The sequence below is a fragment of the Pseudomonas sp. NFPP12 genome, from assembly GCF_900103205.1.
In the GTDB taxonomy this organism is placed as follows: Bacteria; Pseudomonadota; Gammaproteobacteria; order Pseudomonadales; family Pseudomonadaceae; genus Aquipseudomonas; species Aquipseudomonas protegens.
This window is the reverse complement of the sequence record NZ_FMWW01000005.1, coordinates 619,290-639,823: the sequence shown is the minus strand read 5'-3', so window position 1 is coordinate 639,823 and position 20,534 is coordinate 619,290. Positions and strand designations below refer to the sequence as shown.

Here is a 20,534-nt window from a genome sequence, read left to right as displayed (position 1 = left end):
GGGGGCTGACATCAGAAGTTTTGTCATGAGCAAACAGCTGTCTCTGTGTCTACGACGTACGCAATAGATGAAAAGGCATGGCGGGGGACAAAAATTTCACTCGGCTCGTTATATAGTAACGAATTGTTTCGAATTTCTTCGGCCCGTGGGTTTATCCACAGGGCCGGACCAGAGCGGCGGGGTGGTATGCAAGTCGATCTTGAGACGCAAGGTGGCGAGGTGGCTGCCTTGCCACGGTTTCAGCAGGCGGCGTCCCATGCGGCGCGTTTGCAGCGCTGGGGCGCCGCTTTGCTGGGCCTGGCGGTGCTGGGGCTGGTGGCGGCGGTGTTTGTCGATCTGTTTGCGGCGCTGACCATCTGGCCGGCACTGCTGGTGAACCTTTCGTGTGCCTTGCTGGTGGTGGTGGCCGGGCTGCAATCGGCGTGCTGGGTCAGCCGCTGGCGCGAAGAGGTGATCACCCCGGCGCCGGTTGTCACGCCCGAGGCCGGGGAGGATCGGCAGCCACAGGGCCGGCTGGCGGCTGCCCTGACCCTGCGCGGGCGGCGCCTGTTGCAGCAGATCGGCGCGCCTACCCTGTGGCTTGGTGGCTGGTCGCTGCTGATCCTGTATAGCGTGGTGCTGGTGTTCAACCTGTCGTTGCCCGCCACCGCCCTGGGCCTGAGTGCCAGCGTGGTGGCGGTGCTGGCTCTGCTGCTGGCGTTTGCCCTGCTGGTGCTGGAGCGCCAACTGGCCCAGGAGCACCCAGGGGAATGGCCGGAAGCCGGCGCCCTGGCGCAGCTGCTGCGGGCGGCGATTATCTGTTTGCTGGTGAGCGCCCTGTGCCTGTTGTTCAGCAGCGACACGGCCTTGTGGCCAGTACGACTGGCGGTGCTGACGGGGCTGCTGCCGGCATTGGTGGCCGGCGAGTTGTTGTTGCGCGCGGTGCTGTCGCTGTTCAGCCCACAGCGCGAACAGCTGGAGCCCCGGCTTCTGGCCCACAGTTTTGTTGCCGACATGCTGCGTTGGCCGCCCCAACCCCTGCTCAGCCTGCAGCATGAATTGCACAACCGTTTTGGCATCGATCTGCGGCAGATCTGGGCCTTCGCCTATATGCGCCGGGCCTTTGTACCGGTATTGCTGGTGGTGTTGGCGGTAGGTTGGCTGTTGACCGGCGTTCATGAACTTTCCATGCAAAATCGCGGTATTTACGAGCGTTTCGGCAAGCCGGTACAGGTCTTTGGCCCGGGCCTGCATCTGGGCCTGCCCTGGCCCCTGGGGCGGGTACTGACGGTGGAAAACGGCGTGGTCCATGAACTGGCCACCAGCGTGGGCGAAAGCTCGCAGCCGTTTCAAGCGGCCCCTGCCGAAGGCCCGGCCCCCGCCATTGCCAACCGCCTGTGGGATGCCAGCCACGTGAATGACAAATCCCAGGTGATCGCCAGCGGCAATGCCCAGCAACAGAGTTTTCAGATCGTCAACATGGACGTGCGCTTCGTCTACCGCATCGGCCTGGGCGACGCTGCGGCGCTGGCCGCCACTTACAACAGCAGCGATGTGCCGACGCTGATCCGCAGCACCGCCAGCCGCGTGCTGGTGCACGACTTTGCCTCGCGTACCCTCGATGGCCTGCTGGGGCAGGACCGCACCGGGCTGGCCGATGACATCGGCAGGGCCGTGCAGGGCGATCTGGACCGGCTCGACAGCGGGGTGGAGATTCTCGCCACGGTAGTCGAGGCCATCCATCCACCGGCTGGCGCGGCCAATGCCTACCACGGTGTGCAAGCGGCGCAGATTGGCGCCCAGGCGCTGATTTCCCGGGAACGTGGAGCGGCTGCCGAGCAGACCAACCAGGCGCAGTTGCAAGCCAGCGTGGCTCGCGACCAGGCCCAGGCCGATGCGCGCGAAGTGCAGGCGGCGGCCCAGGCTGCCGACCTGCGCTTTGCCGCCGAACAGAAAGCCTACGCCAGTGCGGGGCAGGCCTTCGTCCTCGAGCAGTACCTGAGCCAGCTGAGCCAGGGCCTGAGCCAGGCCAAGCTGCTGATTCTTGATCATCGTCTGGGGGGCGACAGCGCGCCGACCCTCGACCTGCGTACGTTCACCTTGCCGGCCGACCCTTCGGCGCCGCGTAAAGCCGCTCAGCCAGGAGCCGTCCATTGAGCCAGTCCTCCCATTCCCACGATCACGCCGGCCACGACCACGGGCACGGCCATCACCACCATCATCATGGGGCGCCGGCCGAGGCCGGGCCTTTCCCCTGGCGGCGCATGGGCTGGGCCGTGCTACTGGTGCTGTTTGCCGTGGCCGCGGCGAGCCTGGTGCAAGTGCGCTCCGGCGAAGCCACGGTGATCACCCGCTTCGGCAACCCGGCGCGGGTGCTGCTGGAGCCGGGCCTGAACTGGCGCTGGCCGGCACCCTTTGAAGCGGCGATCCCGGTGGACCTGCGCCTGCGCACCACGTCCAGTGGCTTGCAGGATGTGGGCACCCGCGACGGTTTGCGGATTATCGTCCAGGCCTACGTGGCCTGGCGGGTCCAGGGCGACGCGGACAATGTGCAGCGTTTCATGCGGGCGGTGCAGAACCAGCCGGACGAAGCGGCGCGGCAGATCCGCACCTTTGTCGGTTCGGCCCTGGAAACCACCGCCAGCAGCTTCGATCTGGCCAACCTGGTGAACACCGATGCCAGCCAGGTGCGCATCGCTGATTTCGAAGCGCAACTGCGCCAGCAGATCGAACAGCAATTGCTTTCCACTTATGGAGTGCGAGTGGTGCAGGTGGGAGTGGAGCGTCTGACCCTGCCCTCGGTGACCCTGACCGCCACCGTGGACCGCATGCGCGCCGAGCGTGAAACCATCGCCACGGAACGCACCGCCATCGGCAAGCGCGAAGCGGCGCAAATCCGCTCTGGCGCCGAACGCGATGCGCGGATCGTCCAGGCCGATGCCACGGTGAAGGCCGCGGATATCGAGGCGCAATCCCGGGTTGAAGCGGCGCAGATTTATGGCCGCGCCTACGCCAGTTCCCCGCAGCTGTACAACTTGCTGCGCTCACTGGACACCCTGGGCACCGTGGTGACTCCGGGCACCAAGTTGATCCTGCGCACCGACGCGGCGCCTTTCCGGGTGCTGGTGGATGGCCCGCCAAACCTGCCGGGCAAAGCCGCTGGTTCGCAACCATGAATAAGGTTCCACGTGGAACAAATGAGTTGAGCAGCCCGTGGATCCAGGCCGGGCGTCTGGCATTCATCGCCTTGTACGGGGTGACAGTACTGGCGGCGCTGGCCTGGGCCTTCTCCAATGTGCGGCAGATAGACCCGCAGAACCGGGCCATGGTCTTGCACTTTGGCAAATTGGAAAGGGTGCAGAGCGCCGGATTGCTCTTGGCCTGGCCCCAGCCTTTTGAGCAGGTGGTGCTGCTGCCCGCCGCCGACCGGGTACTGGAGCGGCGGGTGGAGGGTTTGCTGCGTTCCGAGGCGGCTCTGGAAGGGGACCGGGTTGCCACCCAGGCCACGCCTTTGAACGACACCCTGGCCGGGTCCGGTTACCTGCTGACTGGCGATGCCGGTGTGGTACAGCTGGACGTGCGGGTGTTCTACAAGGTCAGCGATCCCTACGCCTATGTGCTCCAGGCTGACCACGTGCTGCCGGCCCTGGATCGGCTGGTGACCCGCAGTGCCGTGGCCCTGACCGCCGCCCGTGACCTGGACACCATCCTGGTGGCGCGCCCGGAACTGATCGGCAGCGACAACCAGGCCGCCGAGCGTCGTGAGCGGCTGCGGGGCGATCTGCTGCAAAGCATCAACCAGCGCCTGGCGCAGTTGACCACCAGCGGCCAGGGCATTGGCGTCGAGGCAACGCGGGTGGATGTGCAATCGAGCCTGCCCGGCCCGGCGGTCAGCGCCTTCAACGCGGTGCTCACTGCCAGCCAGCAAGCCGACAAGGCGGTCGCCAACGCCCGCACCGAAGCGGAAAAACTGACCCAGGGCGCCAACCAGCAGGCGGACCGCAGCCTGCAAGTGGCCCATGCCCAGGCCAGCGAACGGCTGGCCCTGGCCCGGGCCCAGACTGCCACGGTGCAGAGCCTGGCCCAGGCGCAGCGCAACGGCACCGACCCGGAAATGCTGCTGCGTATCTACCGTGAACGCCTGCCGAAGATTCTCGGGCAAGCCGGTTCGGTGACCACGGTCAATCCCAAAGACGATTCACGCCTGATCATTCAGGGAGCCGAATAATGACTGCCACCACCCATGCCGCGCCCCCCGCCAGCATGCTGACCTCGGCCGAGCAACGCAGCGCCGCCCGCCAGTTGACCCTGGCCATGCTCGCCCTGGGGCTTCTGGCCCTTGGCCTGGTCTGGCGCTGGCTGGCCCCAGGGCAGGTGGGCGTCAGCCAGTTGCTGTTGGGTGTCGCCTCGCTGCTGGTGGCGGTGCCGGTGATGCGCTCGGCCTGGTTCAGCCTGCGTTACCCGAGCCTGCACGGCATTACCGACCAACTGATCGCCCTGGCGATGCTCGGCGCCTGGGCCACTGGCGACCTGCTGACCGCGGCCCTGTTGCCGATCATCATGATCTTCGGCCACGTACTGGAAGAGCGCAGCGTGATCGGCTCCCAGGAAGCCATCGACGCCCTGGGCCGCTTGACCCGCAGCCTGGCGCGACAGGTACGGGCCGATGGCAGCGTCGTGGAAGTGGACAACGCCAGCCTCAAGGCCGGCGACCTGGTGGAAGTACGCGCCGGCGATAGGGTGCCCGCCGATGGTCTGGTGGTGTCCGGCCAGGCGAGCCTGGATACCGCGCCGATCACTGGCGAATCGGTCCCCCTGGAAGCGGTTCAGGGCATGCAGATATTTGGCGGCGCAATCAATCTCGATGGGCTGTTGCGTGTGCAGGTCACCCGTACCGGCGAGGAGTCGACCTTGGGCAAGGTGATTGCCCTGATGCAAAGCGCCGAGCGCGCCAAGCCGCCCATCACCCGTTTGCTGGAGCGCTATGCCGGCAGTTACATGGTGCTGGTGTTGCTGTTGGCGGCGGTGACCTGGTTCATCACCAACGATGCCCAAGCCATGCTCGCGGTGCTGGTGGCGGCCTGTCCCTGCGCGTTGGTGCTGTCGGCGCCGGCCACCGCCATCGCCGGAATCGCTGTGGCCGCGCGCCACGGCATCCTGATTCGCAGTTCGGCCTTTCTCGAGGAGCTGGCGGACCTGACCTCCCTGGTCGTGGACAAGACCGGCACCCTGACGTACGGCACCTTGCGTTTGCAGGCCATCGACAGCCCCCGGGAAGACCAGCGAAGCCTGCTCACTCTGGCCGCCAGCCTCGGCTCGGCCAGCAGCCACCCGGTCAGCCGGGCCCTGGCAGGGCTGGTGCCCCAGGAAGAGCAATGGCCACTGGGGGACATTCATGAACGCCAGGGCCTGGGGGTGGTGGCCCGTACCGAGGAGGGCGAAGCGGCCCTTGGCCGTCCGGAGCTGTTCCGCCAGTTGGGTATCGACACCAGCCCGGTGCCGGGGCACGACGGGCCGATTGCCGGCCTGGCGCTTGATGGCGAATTTCTCGGTTGGCTGTTGCTGGCCGACAGCGTCAAACCCGAGGCCCGGCATGCCCTGGGCGAGTTGCGCGAACTGGGGTTGGGCCGGCAGTTGCTGCTCACCGGCGACCGCCAGAGTGTGGCCGACAGCCTGGCGCTGGAAGTGGGAATCGCCGACGTCGAGGCCCAGGCCCTGCCGCAAGACAAGCTTGAGCGGGTACTGGAGGAGATCGACAAGGGCTTCCGGCCGATGGTGGTCGGCGACGGTATCAACGACTCCCTGGCTCTCAAGGCCGGGGTGGTGGGGGTGGCCATGGGCGCCGGTGGTGCGGACATCGCCCTGGCTTCGGCGGATGTGGTGCTGATCGGCAGCGACCTGCGACGCCTGGGCACCTGCGTGCGCCTGAGCCGTGAATGCCGGCGGACCTTGCAGGTCAACGTGATCATCGGCCTGGGCTGGACCCTGGCCATCGTCGCCTTTGCCGCGTTCGGCTGGCTGGGGGCGGCGGGGGCGATGATCGCTGCGGTGTTGCACAACCTGAGCACCTTGCTGGTGCTGGGCAATGCCGGTCGCCTGCTGCGTTTCCAGGAGCCGCTGTTGAAGCTGTAGACGCTGCCGCGCAGTTTTTTTCATCCCGGCTGTAACGCCGGGATGCTTCCTCTCTCTAGTGCTATGACGGGATTGCACAAGCACCCGCCGATCCCCTGCGACTATTGAGGAAACAAAAATGAACATGAAGAAAACCGCCGCCGGCGCTGCCCTGGCTTTTGCTGCCGCCACGCTGTTTGCCGGTGTCGTGACTCAAGCGTCTGCTGCCGATGCCCAGGTGCACTGCTACGGCGTTAACGCCTGCAAAGGGCAGAACGACTGCAAGACCAAGGACCACGCCTGCAAGGGCATGGGCGCCTGCAAAGGCCAGGGCTTCAAGGCCATGACCCAGGCCGCGTGTGACAAAGCAGGCGGCAAAGTCGGCGAGTAAGCGGCGTTCGAGTGCTGCCGCAGTGGGGTTGGCAACCACTGCGGCCACTTGGCAAGGAGTTGGCGATGTCTGAATTTTCGTCCAGCCTGGGCTATGGCCTGGGTTTGCGCAGTGCCTACTACCAGCAGATTCTCGACGAGGCGCCGGACGTCGACTGGTTTGAAGTGGTGTCCGAGAACTTCATGGTGCAGGGCGGCAAGGCGCTGTATTACCTGGATGCGATTGCCGAGCGCTACCCCATCGTGATGCACGGGGTGTCGCTGTCCATCGGCGGGCCCCATGCCCTGGACCGGGATTACCTGCTGCGGCTCAGGCAACTGGCCAGCCGGGCAAACCCGGCGTGGATCTCCGATCACCTGTGCTGGAGCCGGGGCAACGCCCATCAACTGCACGACCTGCTGCCGCTGCCCTACACCGAGGAGAGCCTGCACTACGTGGCAGGGCGAGTGCGTCAGGTGCAGGACGTTCTGGAGCGCCCCCTGGTGCTGGAGAACGTCTCCAGTTATGTGCGGGCGGCGGCCGACGAGTTCAGCGAGTGGGAGTTTCTCGCCGCCTTGAGCCAGCTCAGCGGCTGCGAACTGCTGCTGGATGTGAACAACGTCTACGTCAGTTCGCGCAACCATGGTTTCGATCCCTGGCACTTCATCCAGGCGCTGCCGGCCCAGCGCGTGCGGCAACTGCATCTGGCCGGGCACCAGGATTATGGCGACTACGTGATCGATACTCACGACCACCCGGTTTGCGATCCCGTGTGGGCGCTGTATCAACGCACCCTTGAACACCTGGGGCCGGTGGCCACCCTGCTGGAGCGCGATGATCATTTTCCGCCCCTGGAAGAGCTGCTCAGCGAACTGCACAAGGCCCGAGATCTCGGGCAACAGACCCTGGCCGGGAGGCAGCAATGCGCCTGAACGACTGGCAACTGGCTTTTGAAGCCTATCTGTTGGGCGAACAGGCCCAGGCCCGCGCCGTCCTGCAAGACAGCCTGATCGGTGGCCCGACCCTGGATGTCGAGACCGGCCTGGCGATCTATCACAATGCCTACATGGCCCGGTTGCAGGAGGTCATGGCCAGCGACTTCCCGGCCATCCGGCACTGGCTGGGGGATACAGAATTCCAGGCCCTGACGCAGGCCTACATTCGCCAGTGCCCGTCCCGGCATTTCAGCCTGCGCTGGCTGGGGCAGGGCTTTGCCGAATTCATCCTGGGCCATCTGGTGCCGGAGCAGGGCGCCCCCCTGGCGGAACTGGCGCGTCTGGAGTGGGCCTTCACCCTGGCCTTCGACGCTGCCGACGCCCAAGTGCTGACGGTGGCGGCCATGGCCGGGCTGGATGTCGAGCAATGGCCGCAGCTGCAACTGCGCCTGGCGCCCTGTGTGCAATGGCTAGACTGCCGCTACAACAGCGTGGCCCAGTGGCGTGCGGTCAAGGAGCAGGCGGATTTCCCCCGCAGTGCTTTACTCGATCAGCAGCAGCTGTGCCTGGTTTGGCGAGCGGACCGGGTCTGCCGTTATCGCAGCCTGCCGGCCGAAGAGGCCACAGCGCTGCGGGGCATGATCGAGCAACGGTGGAATTTTGCGGAACTCTGCGCCGGGCTGGCCGTCACTTATGCCGAGGGGGCCCCGCTGCAGGCGGTTACCTGGTTGAAACAGTGGGTCGAAGATGGCCTGGTGATGCGCAGCGAATCATAGAAAACCACTATCAAATCGATAGCCTGCTATTTTCTAGGATGGTCTACCCTCATTTCAGACGTCTGAAACAAGGGGGGATTTTCCATGCTCGCGCAACTTCCACCGGCCTTACAGAATCTGCATTTGCCTTTACGCCTGCGGCTCTGGGACGGCCATGAATTCAATCTGGGGCCGGAGCCCAACGTCACGATCGTGGTCAAGGACCCGCAATTGGTGGCGCAGCTGACTCACCCTAGCCTGGACGCCTTGGGGGGCGCCTTTGTCGAGGGCAAACTGGAACTGGAAGGTTCCATCAGCGAAGTCATCCGGGTCTGCGACGAACTGAGCCAGGCCTTGCTCGACGATGACGACGGCAACCAGCCGGTGCGCTCGCTGCACGACAAGGCGACCGACGCTGCCGCGATTTCCTATCACTACGACCTTTCCAACGCCTTCTACCAACTGTGGCTCGACAGCGACATGGCCTATTCCTGCGCCTATTTCGAGACTGGAAGCGAGTCTCTGGAACAGGCCCAGCAAGCCAAATTCCGCCATCTGTGCCGCAAGCTGCGCCTGCAACCGGGGGACTACCTGCTGGATGTCGGGTGCGGCTGGGGCGGGCTGGCCCGCTACGCCGCCCGAGAGTTCGGCGCCAAGGTGTTCGGCATCACCTTGAGCAAGGAACAGCTGGCCCTGGCCCGCGAGCGAGTGACCGCCGAAGGCCTGGACGACCTGGTGGATCTGCAACTGCTGGATTACCGCGACCTGCCCCAGGATGGCCGCTTCGACAAGGTGGTCAGTGTCGGCATGTTCGAGCACGTCGGCCACGCCAACTTGCCGGAGTACTGCCAGACCCTGTTCAGGGCCGTGCGCGAGGGCGGGTTGGTGATGAACCACGGCATCACCGCCAAGCACACCGACGGCCGCCCGGTGGGCCGCGGGGCCGGGGACTTCATCGAGCGCTATGTGTTTCCCAATGGCGAGCTGCCGCACCTGGCAATGATCTCGGCGTTCATCAGCGAGGCGGGGCTGGAAATTGTCGATGTCGAGAGCCTGCGCATGCATTACGCGCGGACACTGGATCACTGGAGCGAACGCCTGGAAGACAATCTGGAAGCCGCCGCCAGGCAGGTTCCGGAGCAGGCGCTACGGATCTGGCGGCTGTACCTGGCGGGCTGCGCCTATGCCTTTGCCAAGGGCTGGATCAACCTGCACCAGATCCTTGCGGTCAAGCCCCATGCCGATGGCAGCCATGAACTGCCCTGGACCCGGGATGACCTCTACCATCCATAAGCCTGGCCCTTAAAGGATCGGAGAAATCAGCCGCGCGACCCGCATGCCCAGTTGTTGCAGGCGGTGGGTCTGGCGGCTTTCTTCCTTGGCGATTTCCCGGGCCTTGGCGAAGTCGGCTTCCAGCATGTGTTCCACTTCGGTGGCGAAGTCGTCGTCCACCGTCAGCAGCATCACTTCGAAATTCAGGCGGAACGAACGGTTGTCCAGGTTGGCGCTGCCAATGGCGCTGATTTCGTTGTCGATCAGCACCACCTTCTGGTGCAGGAATCCCGGCTGATAGCGGAATACCCGCACCCCGGCGCGCACCGCTTCGAAGGCGTACAGGCTGGAGGCGGCATAGACGATGCGGTGGTCCGGGCGGGCGGGCAGCAGGATGCGCACATCCACGTCCCGCAGCACCGCCAGGCGCAGGGCAGCGAACACCGCCTCATCGGGAATGAAGTACGGGCTGGTGATCCACACCCGCTCGGTGGCCGCGTGGATGGCCTCGACAAAGAACAGCGAGCAGGTTTCGTAGGCATCGGCCGGGCCGCTGGCCAGCAGCTGGCAGAGCACGCCGTCGTCCGGGTAGGTGTCCGGGAGGATCAGCGGCGGCAGTTCCCGGGCGGCCCAGAACCAGTCTTCGGCAAAGGACTCCTGCAGGCAGGCCACCACCGGGCCGCTGACCTGCACGTGGGTATCACGCCAGGGCGCCAGGGGCGGCTTCTTGCCCAGGTATTCGTCGCCGACATTATGCCCGCCGACGAACCCCAGCATGCCGTCCACCACCACGATCTTGCGGTGATTGCGGAAGTTCACCTGGAAGCGGTTGAGCCAGCCACTGCGGGTGGCGAAGGCGTGCACCTGGACCCCGGCGTCGCGCAGGGTCTGTACGTAGCTGGCGGGCAGGGAGTGGCTGCCGATGCGGTCGTAGAGCAGGTGGATCGACACGCCCTCGGCGGCCTTTTCCAGCAGCAGGCGTTGCAGGCGCCGGCCCAGGTCATCGTCGTGGATGATGAAGAACTGGATCAGCACCGCCTTGTGGGAGCGGCGGATGGCGTTGAAGATCGCTTCGAAGGTGGCGTCGCCGTTGACCAGCAGGCGCACCTGATTGTTGGCCAGGCACGGCATGCGCCCCAGCTTGGGCATGGCCCGCAGCGAGGCGTAGGCCTTGGAGGCGCGGGCGGTGAGGGCTTCTTCCACCCAGGGACGCCAGTTCAGCTCATTGATGGCCTTGTGCATTTCCACGTTGGCCTGACGCCGGGCCTGGATATAGGCGTCGAAGGTACTGCGACCAAACACCAGGTAGGGAATCAGGGTCAGGTAGGGCATGAACAGCAGCGACAGGGCCCAGGCGATGGCGCCCTGGGCGGTCCTGACGGTGAGTACCGCGTGGATCGCGGCGATCAACCCGAGAAAATGCAGCAGTGCGATGAGATAGCCGAAGATGTGCGGGCCAAAATAATCCATGGGGCAGCCTTGCTCCTGAAGATTCAATGCCTAACAGACCATGTTCCACGGTGAATGTCGCTATTTTATTCTGCATGCAACACCGTGCCCCGGCTGAAGTCTAACGGCCACTATTGTCTAGGAGTCATTCGATGAAACTTCGTTTACTGGGTTGGGCCTTGGCGGCGGGGTTGGCGCTTCCGGTGGTGGCGCAGGCGCAGATGCTGCAGCCGGGGTTGTGGGAGCTGACCAGCAGCAACATGAAGATCGACGACCAGAACATGCCGGACCTGTCGCTGATTCTCGGCCAGTTGCAGCAGCAGATGACCCCGCAACAGCGGGCGATGCTGGAGAAACAGGGTGTGACCATGGGCGGCAAGGGGATTCGGGTGTGCCTGACACCGGCCCAGGTGCAGTCGGACACCATCCCGCTGCAGGACCCGCAGTCGGGTTGCCAGCAGCAGGTGACCGAACGCAGTGGCAATCAATGGAAGTTCCGCTTCAGTTGCCCCAAGGCCCAGGGCAATGGAGTGGCCACGTTCATCAGCGATCGTGAGTTCACCACCAACGTGGCCGGCACCTTCAACGCCACCGGCCTGCAGCAGAAGGGCAGCATGGACACCCGCGCCGTGTGGCTGGGCCAGGACTGCGGCACGGTCAAACCCCGCGCCTCCTGACTTTTGGCTGACGCTGCCCGTGCCCCGGGCAGCGCCTAGCGCATCCGGGCCAGGGCCTGCTCCAGGCTCAGGCGGCCCAGGTCTTCGCCATTTCGGCTGCGCAGGCTGACGTAGCCTCCGTCCTTTTCCTTTTCCCCGACCACCAGCAGGTAAGGCACTTTCTGCAGGCTGTGTTCGCGAATCTTGTAGCCGATCTTTTCGTTGCGCAGATCGGCGCTGGCCCGCAGCCCGTGACGGCGCAAGCTGTCGCTGATGGCCCGGGCGTAGTCGGCCTGGGCTTCGCTGATGTTCAGCACCACCGCTTGTTGCGGTGCCAGCCACAGGGGCAGGGCGCCGCCATGGTGTTCCAGGAGAATGCCGATGAAGCGTTCCAGGGAACCAAACAGCGCCCGGTGCAGCATCACCGGCTGGCAGCGTTCGCCGCGCTCGTCGATGTAGCTGATGGCGAAGCGCTCGGGCAGGTTGAGGTCCACCTGCAGGGTGCCGCACTGCCAGTCGCGACCGATGGCGTCGCGCAGCACGAACTCCAGCTTGGGGCCGTAGAAGGCACCTTCCCCGGGGTTGATCCGGTAGTCGATGTGCATGCTCTGCAAGGCACCGACCAGGGCCTCTTCCAGCTGGTCCCAGACCTCATCGCTGCCGATGCGGTGGTCGGGGCGGGTCGAGAGCTTCACCGCCACCTGGTCGAAACCGAACTCCTTGTAGATGTCGTATACCAGGGCAATGGTGGCGGCGCATTCGCTTTGCATCTGTTGCGGGGTGCAGAAGATGTGGGCGTCGTCCTGGGTGAAATGGCGCACTCGCAACAGGCCGTGCAGGGCCCCTGAAGGTTCGTAGCGGTGGACTTTGCCGAACTCGGCGATGCGCAGTGGCAGGTCGCGGTAACTCTTGCGGCCATGACCGAAGATCGCCACCGCGCCGGGGCAGTTCATCGGCTTGAGGGCGAAGGTGCGCTGGTCTTGCGTGGTGGTGGTGAACATGTGGTCGCGGTAGTTCTGCCAGTGCCCGGAGGTTTCCCAGAGGCCGCGGTCCATCACGTCGGGGGTGTTCACTTCCTGGTAGCCGGCCTGTTCCTGGCGCCTGCGCATGTAGCCGATCAGTTCCTGGAACAGGGTCCAGCCCTTGGCGTGCCAGAACACTGAGCCCGGCGCGCAGTCGTCGAAATGGAACAGATCCAGCTGCTGGCCGAGCTTGCGGTGGTCGCGCTGTTGCGCCTGTTCCAGGCGCAACAGGTAGGCCTCCAGTTCCGGGCGGGTGCCCCAGCAGGTGCCATAGATCCGCTGCAGCGGTGCGTTGCGGGCGTCGCCACGCCAGTAGGCACCGGCCACCTTGGTCAGCTTGAAGGCGCGCAGTTGGCCAGTGGAACGCAGGTGTGGCCCACGGCACAAATCTTCGAAATCCCCCTGACGGTACAGCGAAAGCACGGCATCTGGCGGCAAGTCGCGGATCAGCTCGACCTTGTAGTGCTCGCCCTGGTCGGCGAAATGCTGCAGGGCCTGCTCCCGGGACAATTCCCGGCGGCGCACCGAATGATTGGTGGCGGCCAGGCTATGCATGCGCGCCTCGATCAGTTCCAGGTCCTCTGGGGTGAAGGGGCGCTCGTGGGCGAAGTCGTAGAAGAAGCCATCCTCGATCACCGGGCCGATGGCCACCTGCGCCGAAGGGAACAGCTGTTTCACCGCCATCGCCAGCAGGTGCGCGCAGGAGTGGCGCAGTACTTCCAGGCCCTCGGGGTCGCGGGCGGTGACGATGCTCAAGCGGGCGTCGCTGTGCAACAGATAGTCACAGTCCACCAGTTGGCCGTTCACTCGCCCGGCCACGGCGGCCTTGGCCAGGCCGCTGCCGATGCTGGCGGCCACCTCGAAAACGGACAACGGCTGGTCGTACTCACGGCACGCGCCATCAGGCAGGGTGATGCGGATCATCTTCGGTGGTCCTTGGTGTCGGGCTATTAACGGGTGAAGCGCAGGGGCAGGCCCTGACAGTCGTCGTACAGGCGGCCCTGGTGCCAGGCGAGCTGGCCCGACACCAGGGTGCTGCTGACGCTGTGGCGAAAGCGCTGGCCGGCAAAGGGCGTCCAGCCGCAGTGGGCGAGGATCGGCTGGCTGTCCACGGCCAGGCCTGTGGGCTCGGCGCGGACCAGCACCAGGTCGGCCCAGTAGCCTTCGCGCAGGTAGCCGCGATCGGGAATGGCGAACAGGTCGGCGACTCGGTGGCTGGTTTTTTCCACCAGGGTGGCCAGGGGCAGCACCCGGTCGGCCACCAGTTCCAGCAGCGCTGGCAATGCATGCTGCACCAGCGGCAGGCCGGAGGGCGCGCGGCTGTAAGGCAGCTGTTTCTGCTCCCAGGTATGGGGCGCGTGGTCGGTGCCGATGACATCCAGGCGCTGGCTGTTCAGGGCCTGGCGCAGGGCATCGCGATCGGCCTGGGTCTTGATCGCCGGGTTGCATTTGATCAGGTGGCCGAGGCGCGGGTAGTCGCGGTCATCGAACAGCAGGTGATGCACGCAGACCTCGGCGGTGATGCGCTTTTGCGCCAGGGGCCGGTCCTCGAACAGCGCCAGCTCCCGGGCGCTGGTCAGGTGCAGTACGTGCAGGCGAGTGCCGTGTTTCTTCGCCAGTTCCACCGCCAGGGATGAGGAGCGAAAGCAGGCCTCGGCATCGCGGATGTGCGGGTGGGCGGCGGCGGGAATCTGCTCGCCATAGAGTTGCAGCCAGCGCTGTTGCCGGGCCTGGATGCTGGGGGTGTGTTCGCAGTGGGCCAGGAGCAGGGTCGGCACCTGGCGGAACAGCCGGTCCAGCACCTCGGGATCGTCCACCAGCATGTTGCCGGTGGAGGCCCCCATGAACACCTTGACCCCGGCCACCTCCGTGGGGTCCAGGGCGGCGACGAGGTCGAGGTTGTCGTTGCTGACCCCGAAGTGAAAGCCATAGTTGGCCACCGAAACGCTCGCTGCGCGGCGCTTCTTGTCGTTCAGGGCGGCAAGATCCAGGGTCGCCGGCGAGGTGTTGGGCATGTCCATGAAGCTGGTGATGCCACCGGCCACCGCCGCCCGCGACTCGCTGTACAGGCTGCCCTTGTCCGGCGCGCCGGGGTCGCGAAAGTGCACCTGGTCGTCGATCATGCCCGGCAGCAGCCACTGGCCGCGGGCGTCGATTTCGATCTCGGCGCTGAGGTGGTCCAGGCTGCCGATGGTGTCGATGCGCCCGTGCGCCACCAGCACGTCGGCGTCGAATTCGCGCCCTTCGTTCACCAGGCGGGCGTTGCGGATGAGGATTCGGCTCATGCTCAAAACTCGTTCTGCAGGGCCTTGTAGCCACGCACCAGGTCGACGTTGGTGCGCGCCACGTCTTCGGAAAACTCCGAGGCGCTGACACTCACGGGAGGGAACTGCGCCAGGTCGGTCTTGGGCCCGATGCGGGTGGTGGAGGGCACGTAGAAACCCGGCGGCAGGTCGCGGCCATCCACCACGGAGTTGTGTCGAACCACGCTGCCGTCGCCCACTTCGCAGTTGAACAGCACGCTGTTGAAACCGATGAACACTCGGTCGCCGACCACGCAGGGGCCATGGACGATGGAGCGGTGGGCGATGGAAGTGTGCTGGCCGATGGTCACCGCCGCGCCGGATTTGGAGTGGATCACCACGCCATCCTGGATGTTCGAGTTGGCGCCGATGGTGATGGCTTGCATCTGGCCGCTGGCGTCCACTTCGTCGGCGCGGATCACCGCGTAGGGGCCGACGAAGACGTTGTCGCCGATCACCACCTTGCCGCAGATGATGGCCGTCTTGTCGACGTAGGCGGATTCGGCGATCACGGGCAGATCGCCGGAGGGGTTTTTACGAATCATGGCGCGAGTCCTTCAAGGGGGAACTGATGACTTCCACCGCGCCATCGCGAATGGCGTTGTAGAAACAGTTGGGGCGCCCGGTGTGGCAGGCCGGTCCTTGCTGATCCACTAGCAGCAGCACGGTATCGCCGTCGCAGTCCAGGCGCGCTTCGATCAGGCGCTGGCGATGCCCGGAGCTTTCGCCCTTGCGCCACAGGCACCGACGCGAGCGCGACCAGTAGCAGGCCTGGCCGCTGGCCAGGGTTTCGCCCAGGGCCTGGCGGTTCATCCAGGCCAGCATCAGCACCTCGCCGCTGTCGTGCTGCTGGGCAATGGCGGCGATCAGGCCGTCGCTGTTCCAGGGCAGGGCGTCGAGCACCGCGGTCAAGGCCCAGCGGCTGCCCAGGGGCGCGGCTTCCAGATCCAGCAGCGACAGCGGTGGGCGGCGGATCATGGTCGGCTCAGGGCCTGGTACAGGGTGTCGAGGTTGTACTCGAACAGGCCGGTGAAGGTACTGGCCGGACCGCTGGCCGAGAGCGCATCGGAGTACAGGGTGCCGCCGATATGGGCGCCGCTTTCGTCGGCGATCTGCTTGAGCAGGCGGGCGTCCTTGATATTCTCCATGAACACTGCCTTGACCTTGGCGTTGCGGATCTGGGTAATCAGCGCAGCCACTTCGGCGGCGGAAGGTTCACGCTCGGTGGACAGGCCCTGGGGCGCCATGAAGTCGATACCGTAGGCCTGGCCCAGGTAGCCGAAGGCGTCGTGGGAGGTGACGATCTTGCGGTTGCCCGGGGGCAGGGAACCGAGCTTGGCCTTGGCCTCGGCCAGCAGGCGATAGATCTGTTTCAGGTAGGCCTGGCTGTTGCGCTGGTAGTCGGCCTGGTGGGCCGGGTCGGCAGCGATCAGCGCCTTGGTGATGTTGCTCACATAGAGCTCGCTGTTGGCCAGGTTGTGCCAGGCATGAGGGTCGGGAACGCTTTCGCCGTCTTCCTCCAGGGTGCGTGGAATAACCCCGCGGCTGGCAGTGACAACCTGCGCCTGGGTGGCGGTGCTGGCCACCAGGCGGTCCAGCCAGGGTTCGAAACCCAGGCCATTCTTGATGATCAGCCGGGCCTTGAGCAGGGCCTTGGCGTCATCCGGGCTCGGCTCGTAGGTGTGGGCATCCTCGTCGGCACCCACCAGGTTGGTGATGTGCACATGCTCACCGCCGACCTGGCGGGTCATGTCGGCGAGGATGCTGAAGCTGGTGACCACCGCCAGCTTGTCCGCCGCCTGGGCAGTAGGCAGCGACAAGGGCAACAGCAGGCTGAACAGCACGAGTAGAGCGCGCATCGGGAAACACCTCATGGGGATGTGAGCAAAGGTGGGCGGTGCAGCAAGCCGTGCACCGGACCGAACACCACGGACAGCAGGTACAGGCCGCCGGCCACCAGCACGATGGCCGGGCCGCTGGGCAGCGAGTAGTGGAACGACAGCAGCAGGCCGAGCCACACCGAAAGGCAGCCAAACAGCGCGGCGATGCCGATCAGGGCGGGCAGGCGTCGGCTCCAGAAACGCGAGGCGGCGGCCGGCAGCATCATCAGGCCCACCACCATCAGCGCGCCGATGGCCTGGAAACCTATCACCAGGTTGAGCACCACCAGGGTCAGGAACAGGCCGTGGGCCAGGGGGCCGAGGCGGCTGACGCTGTGCAGGAACAGCGGGTCGAGGGTGTCCAGCAGCAGGGCTTTGTAGATCAGCGCCATGGCCAGCAGGCTGAAGAGCGAGACCAGCAGCATGCCGTTCAGGGTCGGGCCATCCACCGCCAGGGCCGAGCCGAACAGCAGGTGCAAGAGGTCCAGGCGCTTGCCCGCCAGCCCGAGGATCAGCACGCCGCTGGCCAGGGAAATGGGGTAGATGGCGGCGATGCTGGCGTCTTCCCGCAGGCCGGTGCGCCGGGTGATCCAGGCGGCCAGCCCGGCCATGCCCAACCCGGCACCGAGGCCGCCCAGGGTCAGCGCCGGCAGGCTGAGCCCGGCGAACCAGAAGCCCAGGGCGGCGCCCGGGAGAATGCCGTGGGCCACGGCGTCACCGATCAGGCTCATGCGCCGCAAGATCAGGAACACCCCCAAGGGCGCGGTGCTGCAGGCCAGCAGCAGGCCGCCGAGCAGGGCCCGGCGCATGAACATGAATTCGCTGAACGGCTGCCAGAAATGTGCGGCGAAGTGCATCAAGCCACCTGCGCGCAGGATTGTGGGGCGATCAGCTCCAGGCTGGGGCCGAATACGCAGCCACTGCTTTTTACCAGCAGGGTCTGGGGGATGTGCTGGCGCACGGCGGCCAGGTCATGGCAGACCACCACCAGGGTCCGGCCCTGAGCGTGCCAGTTGTACAAGTGACGCCAGAGCAGGGCCTGGCCGGTTTCGTCGAGGGCGGCATGGGGCTCGTCCAACAGCAGCAAGGGGGCTTCGGTCAGGCTCAATCGGGCGAGCAGGGCACGTTGTAATTCACCACCGGAAAGGGCCATCAACGGGCGCTTTTCCAGGCCGCTCAGGCACCAGTCTTCGAGGACCGTGCGCAGCTTTTCTGCCCTGACCCTGGCCGGTTCACGCTTGCCCCAGAAGCCGCCGGCCACCAGTTCTTCCAGGCTGATGGGGAACTGTCGATCCAGGTGTTGCTGCTGCGGCAAGAAGGACAAGCCGCCTCGGGCAGTGCCGAGGTGGATCTTGCCCGCGAGTGGTTTCTGCAGCCCGGCGATGACTTTCAACAAGCTGCTCTTGCCCGACCCGTTGGCGCCAATGATCGCGCTCAGGCTGGCCCTGGGCAGGTGCAGATCCAGGGCTGGAGTCAGGGGTTGCCCCGGAGCGCCCCAACGCAGGTGTTCGCAGCGGATCATCAGGCCTCCCAGTTCCAGCGGCTTTCGGCCACGGCGTCATGGGCATGCAGGCTTTCGGCGTGCACGACCCGCAATTGAAAGGCGTTGATTCCGGGGGAACGGCGCAGGGCTAGGTTCAAGCGGCGGGCGGCGTCTTCGCAAAACATCAGGTTCTGCCCGTTGGCCAGGGCGAAGGCCTGCTCGTCGGCACGCTTGACCGCGGTTTGCACGGCGGTGCCCAGGGCGTTTTCCGCATCGTTGATCAGGGCAATCAACGGCAGTTCGTCGATGAAATCATCCAGGCGCAGATGCAATGCCGCGTTGCTGCGCTGGCTATGGGGCGTCGCGACGATGCCCTGGGGCGATCCCAGCCAGGCCAGGACGTCGGCGTGTTGCAACGGCCGGTTGGCAAAATCTTCGATGAACTGCTGCTGGATCAACTGCCGCGCCAGCGCCGCCGAACAGGGGCAAGTGGAGGAATAAGGCACGTCGATTTTTAGTTCCACGTGGAACATCGCGTTTTTCAGCCGCGCTTCGATACTCAGCGGGTAGCTTTTCCAGCCGGCCAACGGGCTGACCAAGGCCGGGCGTTTCAACAGCAGATCCAACTGAATGCGCAGGTAGGCGCTGTGGGCCAGGCCTTCATGGCTATCGAGAAAGCGCTGCAAGATCCGCCGGAGCAGAGCGGGGGTGAGGTTCTCCTGTTCCAGCATTTCCAGGGCCAGATACAAGCGCGACATGTGAATGCCCCGGGCCTCGCCATCGTCGAGGCTGACACCGGCATCGGCCTTGGCTGCGCTTGGCTGGTTGTTGATCACTACAGGTAAGGCAATGCCGCACATGCCCACCCATTCCAGGGGCAAGGCTTGGCGTGAGGCCTGCGCGGCGATATCCGGCAGAGTCAGCGCGTTCATGAACAGGTCCGTCGTGGGAAGTGATTTCACATGTTATATTATAACAATACGTTCGATGGGAAATTTTTCCTCGACGGTTGTTTATCTTGTCTTGTGAGTAGGGACGCTCCTTTTTTCGCGGTATTTGCCATGCACAGACGTCAATTGCTCAACCTGCTGTTGGCCGGTACGGCCCTGATGTTTCCCTGGAGTGTCCGCGCCGCGCAGATTCGCAACGCACGATTGTGGAAGGACGCAGAAAAGTTGCGGCTGGTGCTCGATCTGAGCGGCCCGGTGCAATACAAGACCTTCAGCTTGAGTGCCCCGGAGCGCTTGATCATCGACCTGAACGGCGCGCGCCTGAGCGGTGATTTCAGCCAGCTGGCCCTGGCCAACACGGTGATCCGCGCCATTCGTTCCGGGCACTTCGGCCAGGGCGATACGCGGATCGTCCTCGACCTGCGCGAGCCGGTGCAGCTCCACAGTTTTCTCCTGCCGCCCCAGGATGGCCAGGGCCATCGGCTGGTGCTGGATCTGTCCAATGCCACCAGGCTGCCCCTGCCGATCGCTGCGGCCGCCGCGCCGCTGGCCAAGCCCGAGGCCACGACAGGCAAGCCCCATCCCAAGCGCGACATCATCGTGGTAGTAGACCCCGGCCATGGCGGCAAGGACCCGGGCGCCGTGGGGGCCAGGGGCGAACGGGAGAAGGATGTGGTGCTGGCCATCGCCCGCCTGCTGGCCAAGCGGCTCAAGCGCGAGAAGGGTTTCGACGTGAAGCTGGTGCGCAACGATGATTTTTTCGTGCCGCTGCGCAAACGCGTGGAGATTGCCCGCAAGCACCAGGCCGACATGTTCATCTCGGTGCACGCCGATGCCGCGCCGCGGCTGACCGCATCCGGCGCATCGGTGTACGCCCTGTCCGAAGGTGGCGCCACCTCGGCCACCGCGCGCTTGATGGCCCAGCGGGAAAACGGCGCCGACCTGCTGGGGGCGACGACGTTGCTCAACCTCAAGGACAAGGATCCGATGCTGGCGGGGGTGATTGTCGACATGTCGATGAACGCCACCATCGCCGCCAGCCTGCAATTGGGCGGGACTGTGCTGCAGAGCCTGTCGGGCATTACCACCCTGCATCAGAAGCGTGTGGAACAGGCCGGTTTTGCGGTGCTCAAGTCACCGGACGTGCCGTCGATCCTGGTGGAAACCGGCTTCATCTCCAACAGCCGCGACAGCCAGCGCCTGGTCACCGCGCGCCACCAGCAGGCGATTGCCGATGGCCTGTTCAACGGCCTGCAGCGCTACTTCGAGAAAAACCCACCGGTTAACAGCTACATGGCCTGGCTCCAGGAAACCAAGAACAACCGCCCCGCCTGAACGCCGACCTGCAGGAGCCGGCTTGCCGGCGAAG

The 20,534-nt window shown here is 65.3% G+C and carries 19 protein-coding genes; 10 read left to right on the top strand and 9 right to left on the bottom strand.

Annotation, left to right across the window (positions count from 1 at the left end; genetic code table 11):
- Positions 1-186: 186 nt before the first annotated feature.
- From BLS75_RS24095 to cfaB, 8 genes are all read left to right on the top strand, one after another.
- Positions 187-2,136 carry a protease modulator HflK gene (locus tag BLS75_RS24095; RefSeq protein ID WP_072451915.1) on the top strand — a complete coding sequence of 650 codons (1,950 nt, stop codon included), beginning with the start codon at positions 187-189 and terminating at the stop codon, positions 2,134-2,136.
- The gene (locus tag BLS75_RS24090; protein WP_072451914.1) at positions 2,133-3,155 is read left to right on the top strand and encodes a protease modulator HflC; all 1,023 of its coding nucleotides are present in this window, start codon (positions 2,133-2,135) and stop codon (positions 3,153-3,155) included. The genes BLS75_RS24095 and BLS75_RS24090 overlap by 4 nt, the downstream gene beginning before the upstream one ends.
- The gene (locus tag BLS75_RS24085; RefSeq protein WP_072451913.1) at positions 3,152-4,207 is read left to right on the top strand and encodes a protease modulator HflK; all 1,056 of its coding nucleotides are present in this window, start codon (positions 3,152-3,154) and stop codon (positions 4,205-4,207) included. The genes BLS75_RS24090 and BLS75_RS24085 overlap by 4 nt, the downstream gene beginning before the upstream one ends.
- Entirely contained in the window at positions 4,207-6,111 is a 1,905-nt protein-coding gene (locus tag BLS75_RS24080; protein WP_015637557.1) for a cation-translocating P-type ATPase, read from the top strand. The genes BLS75_RS24085 and BLS75_RS24080 overlap by 1 nt, the downstream gene beginning before the upstream one ends.
- Positions 6,112-6,229: 118 nt before the next feature.
- Positions 6,230-6,481, top strand: a complete 252-nt coding sequence (locus BLS75_RS24075; protein WP_011064355.1) for a BufA2 family periplasmic bufferin-type metallophore — start codon at positions 6,230-6,232, stop codon at positions 6,479-6,481.
- A 65-nt stretch (positions 6,482-6,546) separates the two neighbouring features.
- Entirely contained in the window at positions 6,547-7,392 is an 846-nt protein-coding gene (locus tag BLS75_RS24070; RefSeq protein WP_072451912.1) for an MNIO family bufferin maturase, read from the top strand.
- On the top strand, positions 7,383-8,171 hold the full coding sequence (locus tag BLS75_RS24065) for an HvfC/BufC N-terminal domain-containing protein (RefSeq protein WP_019093402.1): 789 nt from the start codon (positions 7,383-7,385) through the stop codon (positions 8,169-8,171). The genes BLS75_RS24070 and BLS75_RS24065 overlap by 10 nt, the downstream gene beginning before the upstream one ends.
- Before the next feature lie 84 nt (positions 8,172-8,255).
- Positions 8,256-9,443 (top strand): C17 cyclopropane fatty acid synthase CfaB, encoded by a 1,188-nt coding sequence (gene cfaB / locus BLS75_RS24060; RefSeq protein WP_011064352.1) that lies wholly within the window; start codon positions 8,256-8,258, stop codon positions 9,441-9,443.
- A gap of 9 nt (positions 9,444-9,452) precedes the next feature.
- Here the strand turns inward: cfaB and cls are convergent, their stop codons facing one another.
- Complete coding sequence (gene cls / locus BLS75_RS24055) at positions 9,453-10,892, bottom strand: cardiolipin synthase (protein ID WP_011064351.1); 1,440 nt, start codon at positions 10,890-10,892, stop codon at positions 9,453-9,455.
- Positions 10,893-11,023: 131 nt separating this feature from the next.
- On the opposite strand from cls, the gene BLS75_RS24050 reads away from it, so the two are divergent.
- Positions 11,024-11,548 carry a DUF3617 domain-containing protein gene (locus BLS75_RS24050; RefSeq protein WP_011064350.1) on the top strand — a complete coding sequence of 175 codons (525 nt, stop codon included), beginning with the start codon at positions 11,024-11,026 and terminating at the stop codon, positions 11,546-11,548.
- 35 nt (positions 11,549-11,583) lie between these two features.
- Here the strand turns inward: BLS75_RS24050 and thrS are convergent, their stop codons facing one another.
- From thrS to folE2, 8 genes are read right to left on the bottom strand one after another with little or no spacing between them, the layout of a single operon-like run.
- On the bottom strand, positions 11,584-13,473 hold the full coding sequence (gene thrS / locus BLS75_RS24045; protein WP_072451911.1) for a threonine--tRNA ligase: 1,890 nt from the start codon (positions 13,471-13,473) through the stop codon (positions 11,584-11,586).
- A 26-nt stretch (positions 13,474-13,499) separates the two neighbouring features.
- Positions 13,500-14,834, bottom strand: a complete 1,335-nt coding sequence (locus BLS75_RS24040) for a dihydroorotase (RefSeq protein ID WP_072451910.1) — start codon at positions 14,832-14,834, stop codon at positions 13,500-13,502.
- 2 nt (positions 14,835-14,836) lie between these two features.
- The gene (locus tag BLS75_RS24035) at positions 14,837-15,397 is read right to left on the bottom strand and encodes a gamma carbonic anhydrase family protein (RefSeq protein WP_011064347.1); all 561 of its coding nucleotides are present in this window, start codon (positions 15,395-15,397) and stop codon (positions 14,837-14,839) included.
- On the bottom strand, positions 15,387-15,830 hold the full coding sequence (hisI, locus tag BLS75_RS24030) for a phosphoribosyl-AMP cyclohydrolase (protein ID WP_072451909.1): 444 nt from the start codon (positions 15,828-15,830) through the stop codon (positions 15,387-15,389). The genes BLS75_RS24035 and hisI overlap by 11 nt, the downstream gene beginning before the upstream one ends.
- The gene (locus BLS75_RS24025) at positions 15,827-16,711 is read right to left on the bottom strand and encodes a metal ABC transporter substrate-binding protein (RefSeq protein ID WP_019093406.1); all 885 of its coding nucleotides are present in this window, start codon (positions 16,709-16,711) and stop codon (positions 15,827-15,829) included. Before BLS75_RS24025 ends, hisI begins: the two co-directional genes overlap by 4 nt.
- Positions 16,712-16,722: 11 nt before the next feature.
- Positions 16,723-17,589, bottom strand: coding sequence for a metal ABC transporter permease (locus tag BLS75_RS24020; RefSeq protein WP_041120481.1), 867 nt, complete (start codon positions 17,587-17,589; stop codon positions 16,723-16,725).
- Positions 17,589-18,254 (bottom strand): metal ABC transporter ATP-binding protein, encoded by a 666-nt coding sequence (locus BLS75_RS24015; RefSeq protein ID WP_015637547.1) that lies wholly within the window; start codon positions 18,252-18,254, stop codon positions 17,589-17,591. Before BLS75_RS24015 ends, BLS75_RS24020 begins: the two co-directional genes overlap by 1 nt.
- Positions 18,254-19,147, bottom strand: a complete 894-nt coding sequence (folE2, locus tag BLS75_RS24010; RefSeq protein WP_015637546.1) for a GTP cyclohydrolase FolE2 — start codon at positions 19,145-19,147, stop codon at positions 18,254-18,256. The genes BLS75_RS24015 and folE2 overlap by 1 nt, the downstream gene beginning before the upstream one ends.
- Before the next feature lie 129 nt (positions 19,148-19,276).
- On the opposite strand from folE2, the gene BLS75_RS24005 reads away from it, so the two are divergent.
- Positions 19,277-20,500, top strand: coding sequence for an N-acetylmuramoyl-L-alanine amidase (locus BLS75_RS24005; protein ID WP_072451908.1), 1,224 nt, complete (start codon positions 19,277-19,279; stop codon positions 20,498-20,500).
- The last annotated feature ends 34 nt before the right edge of the window (positions 20,501-20,534 follow it).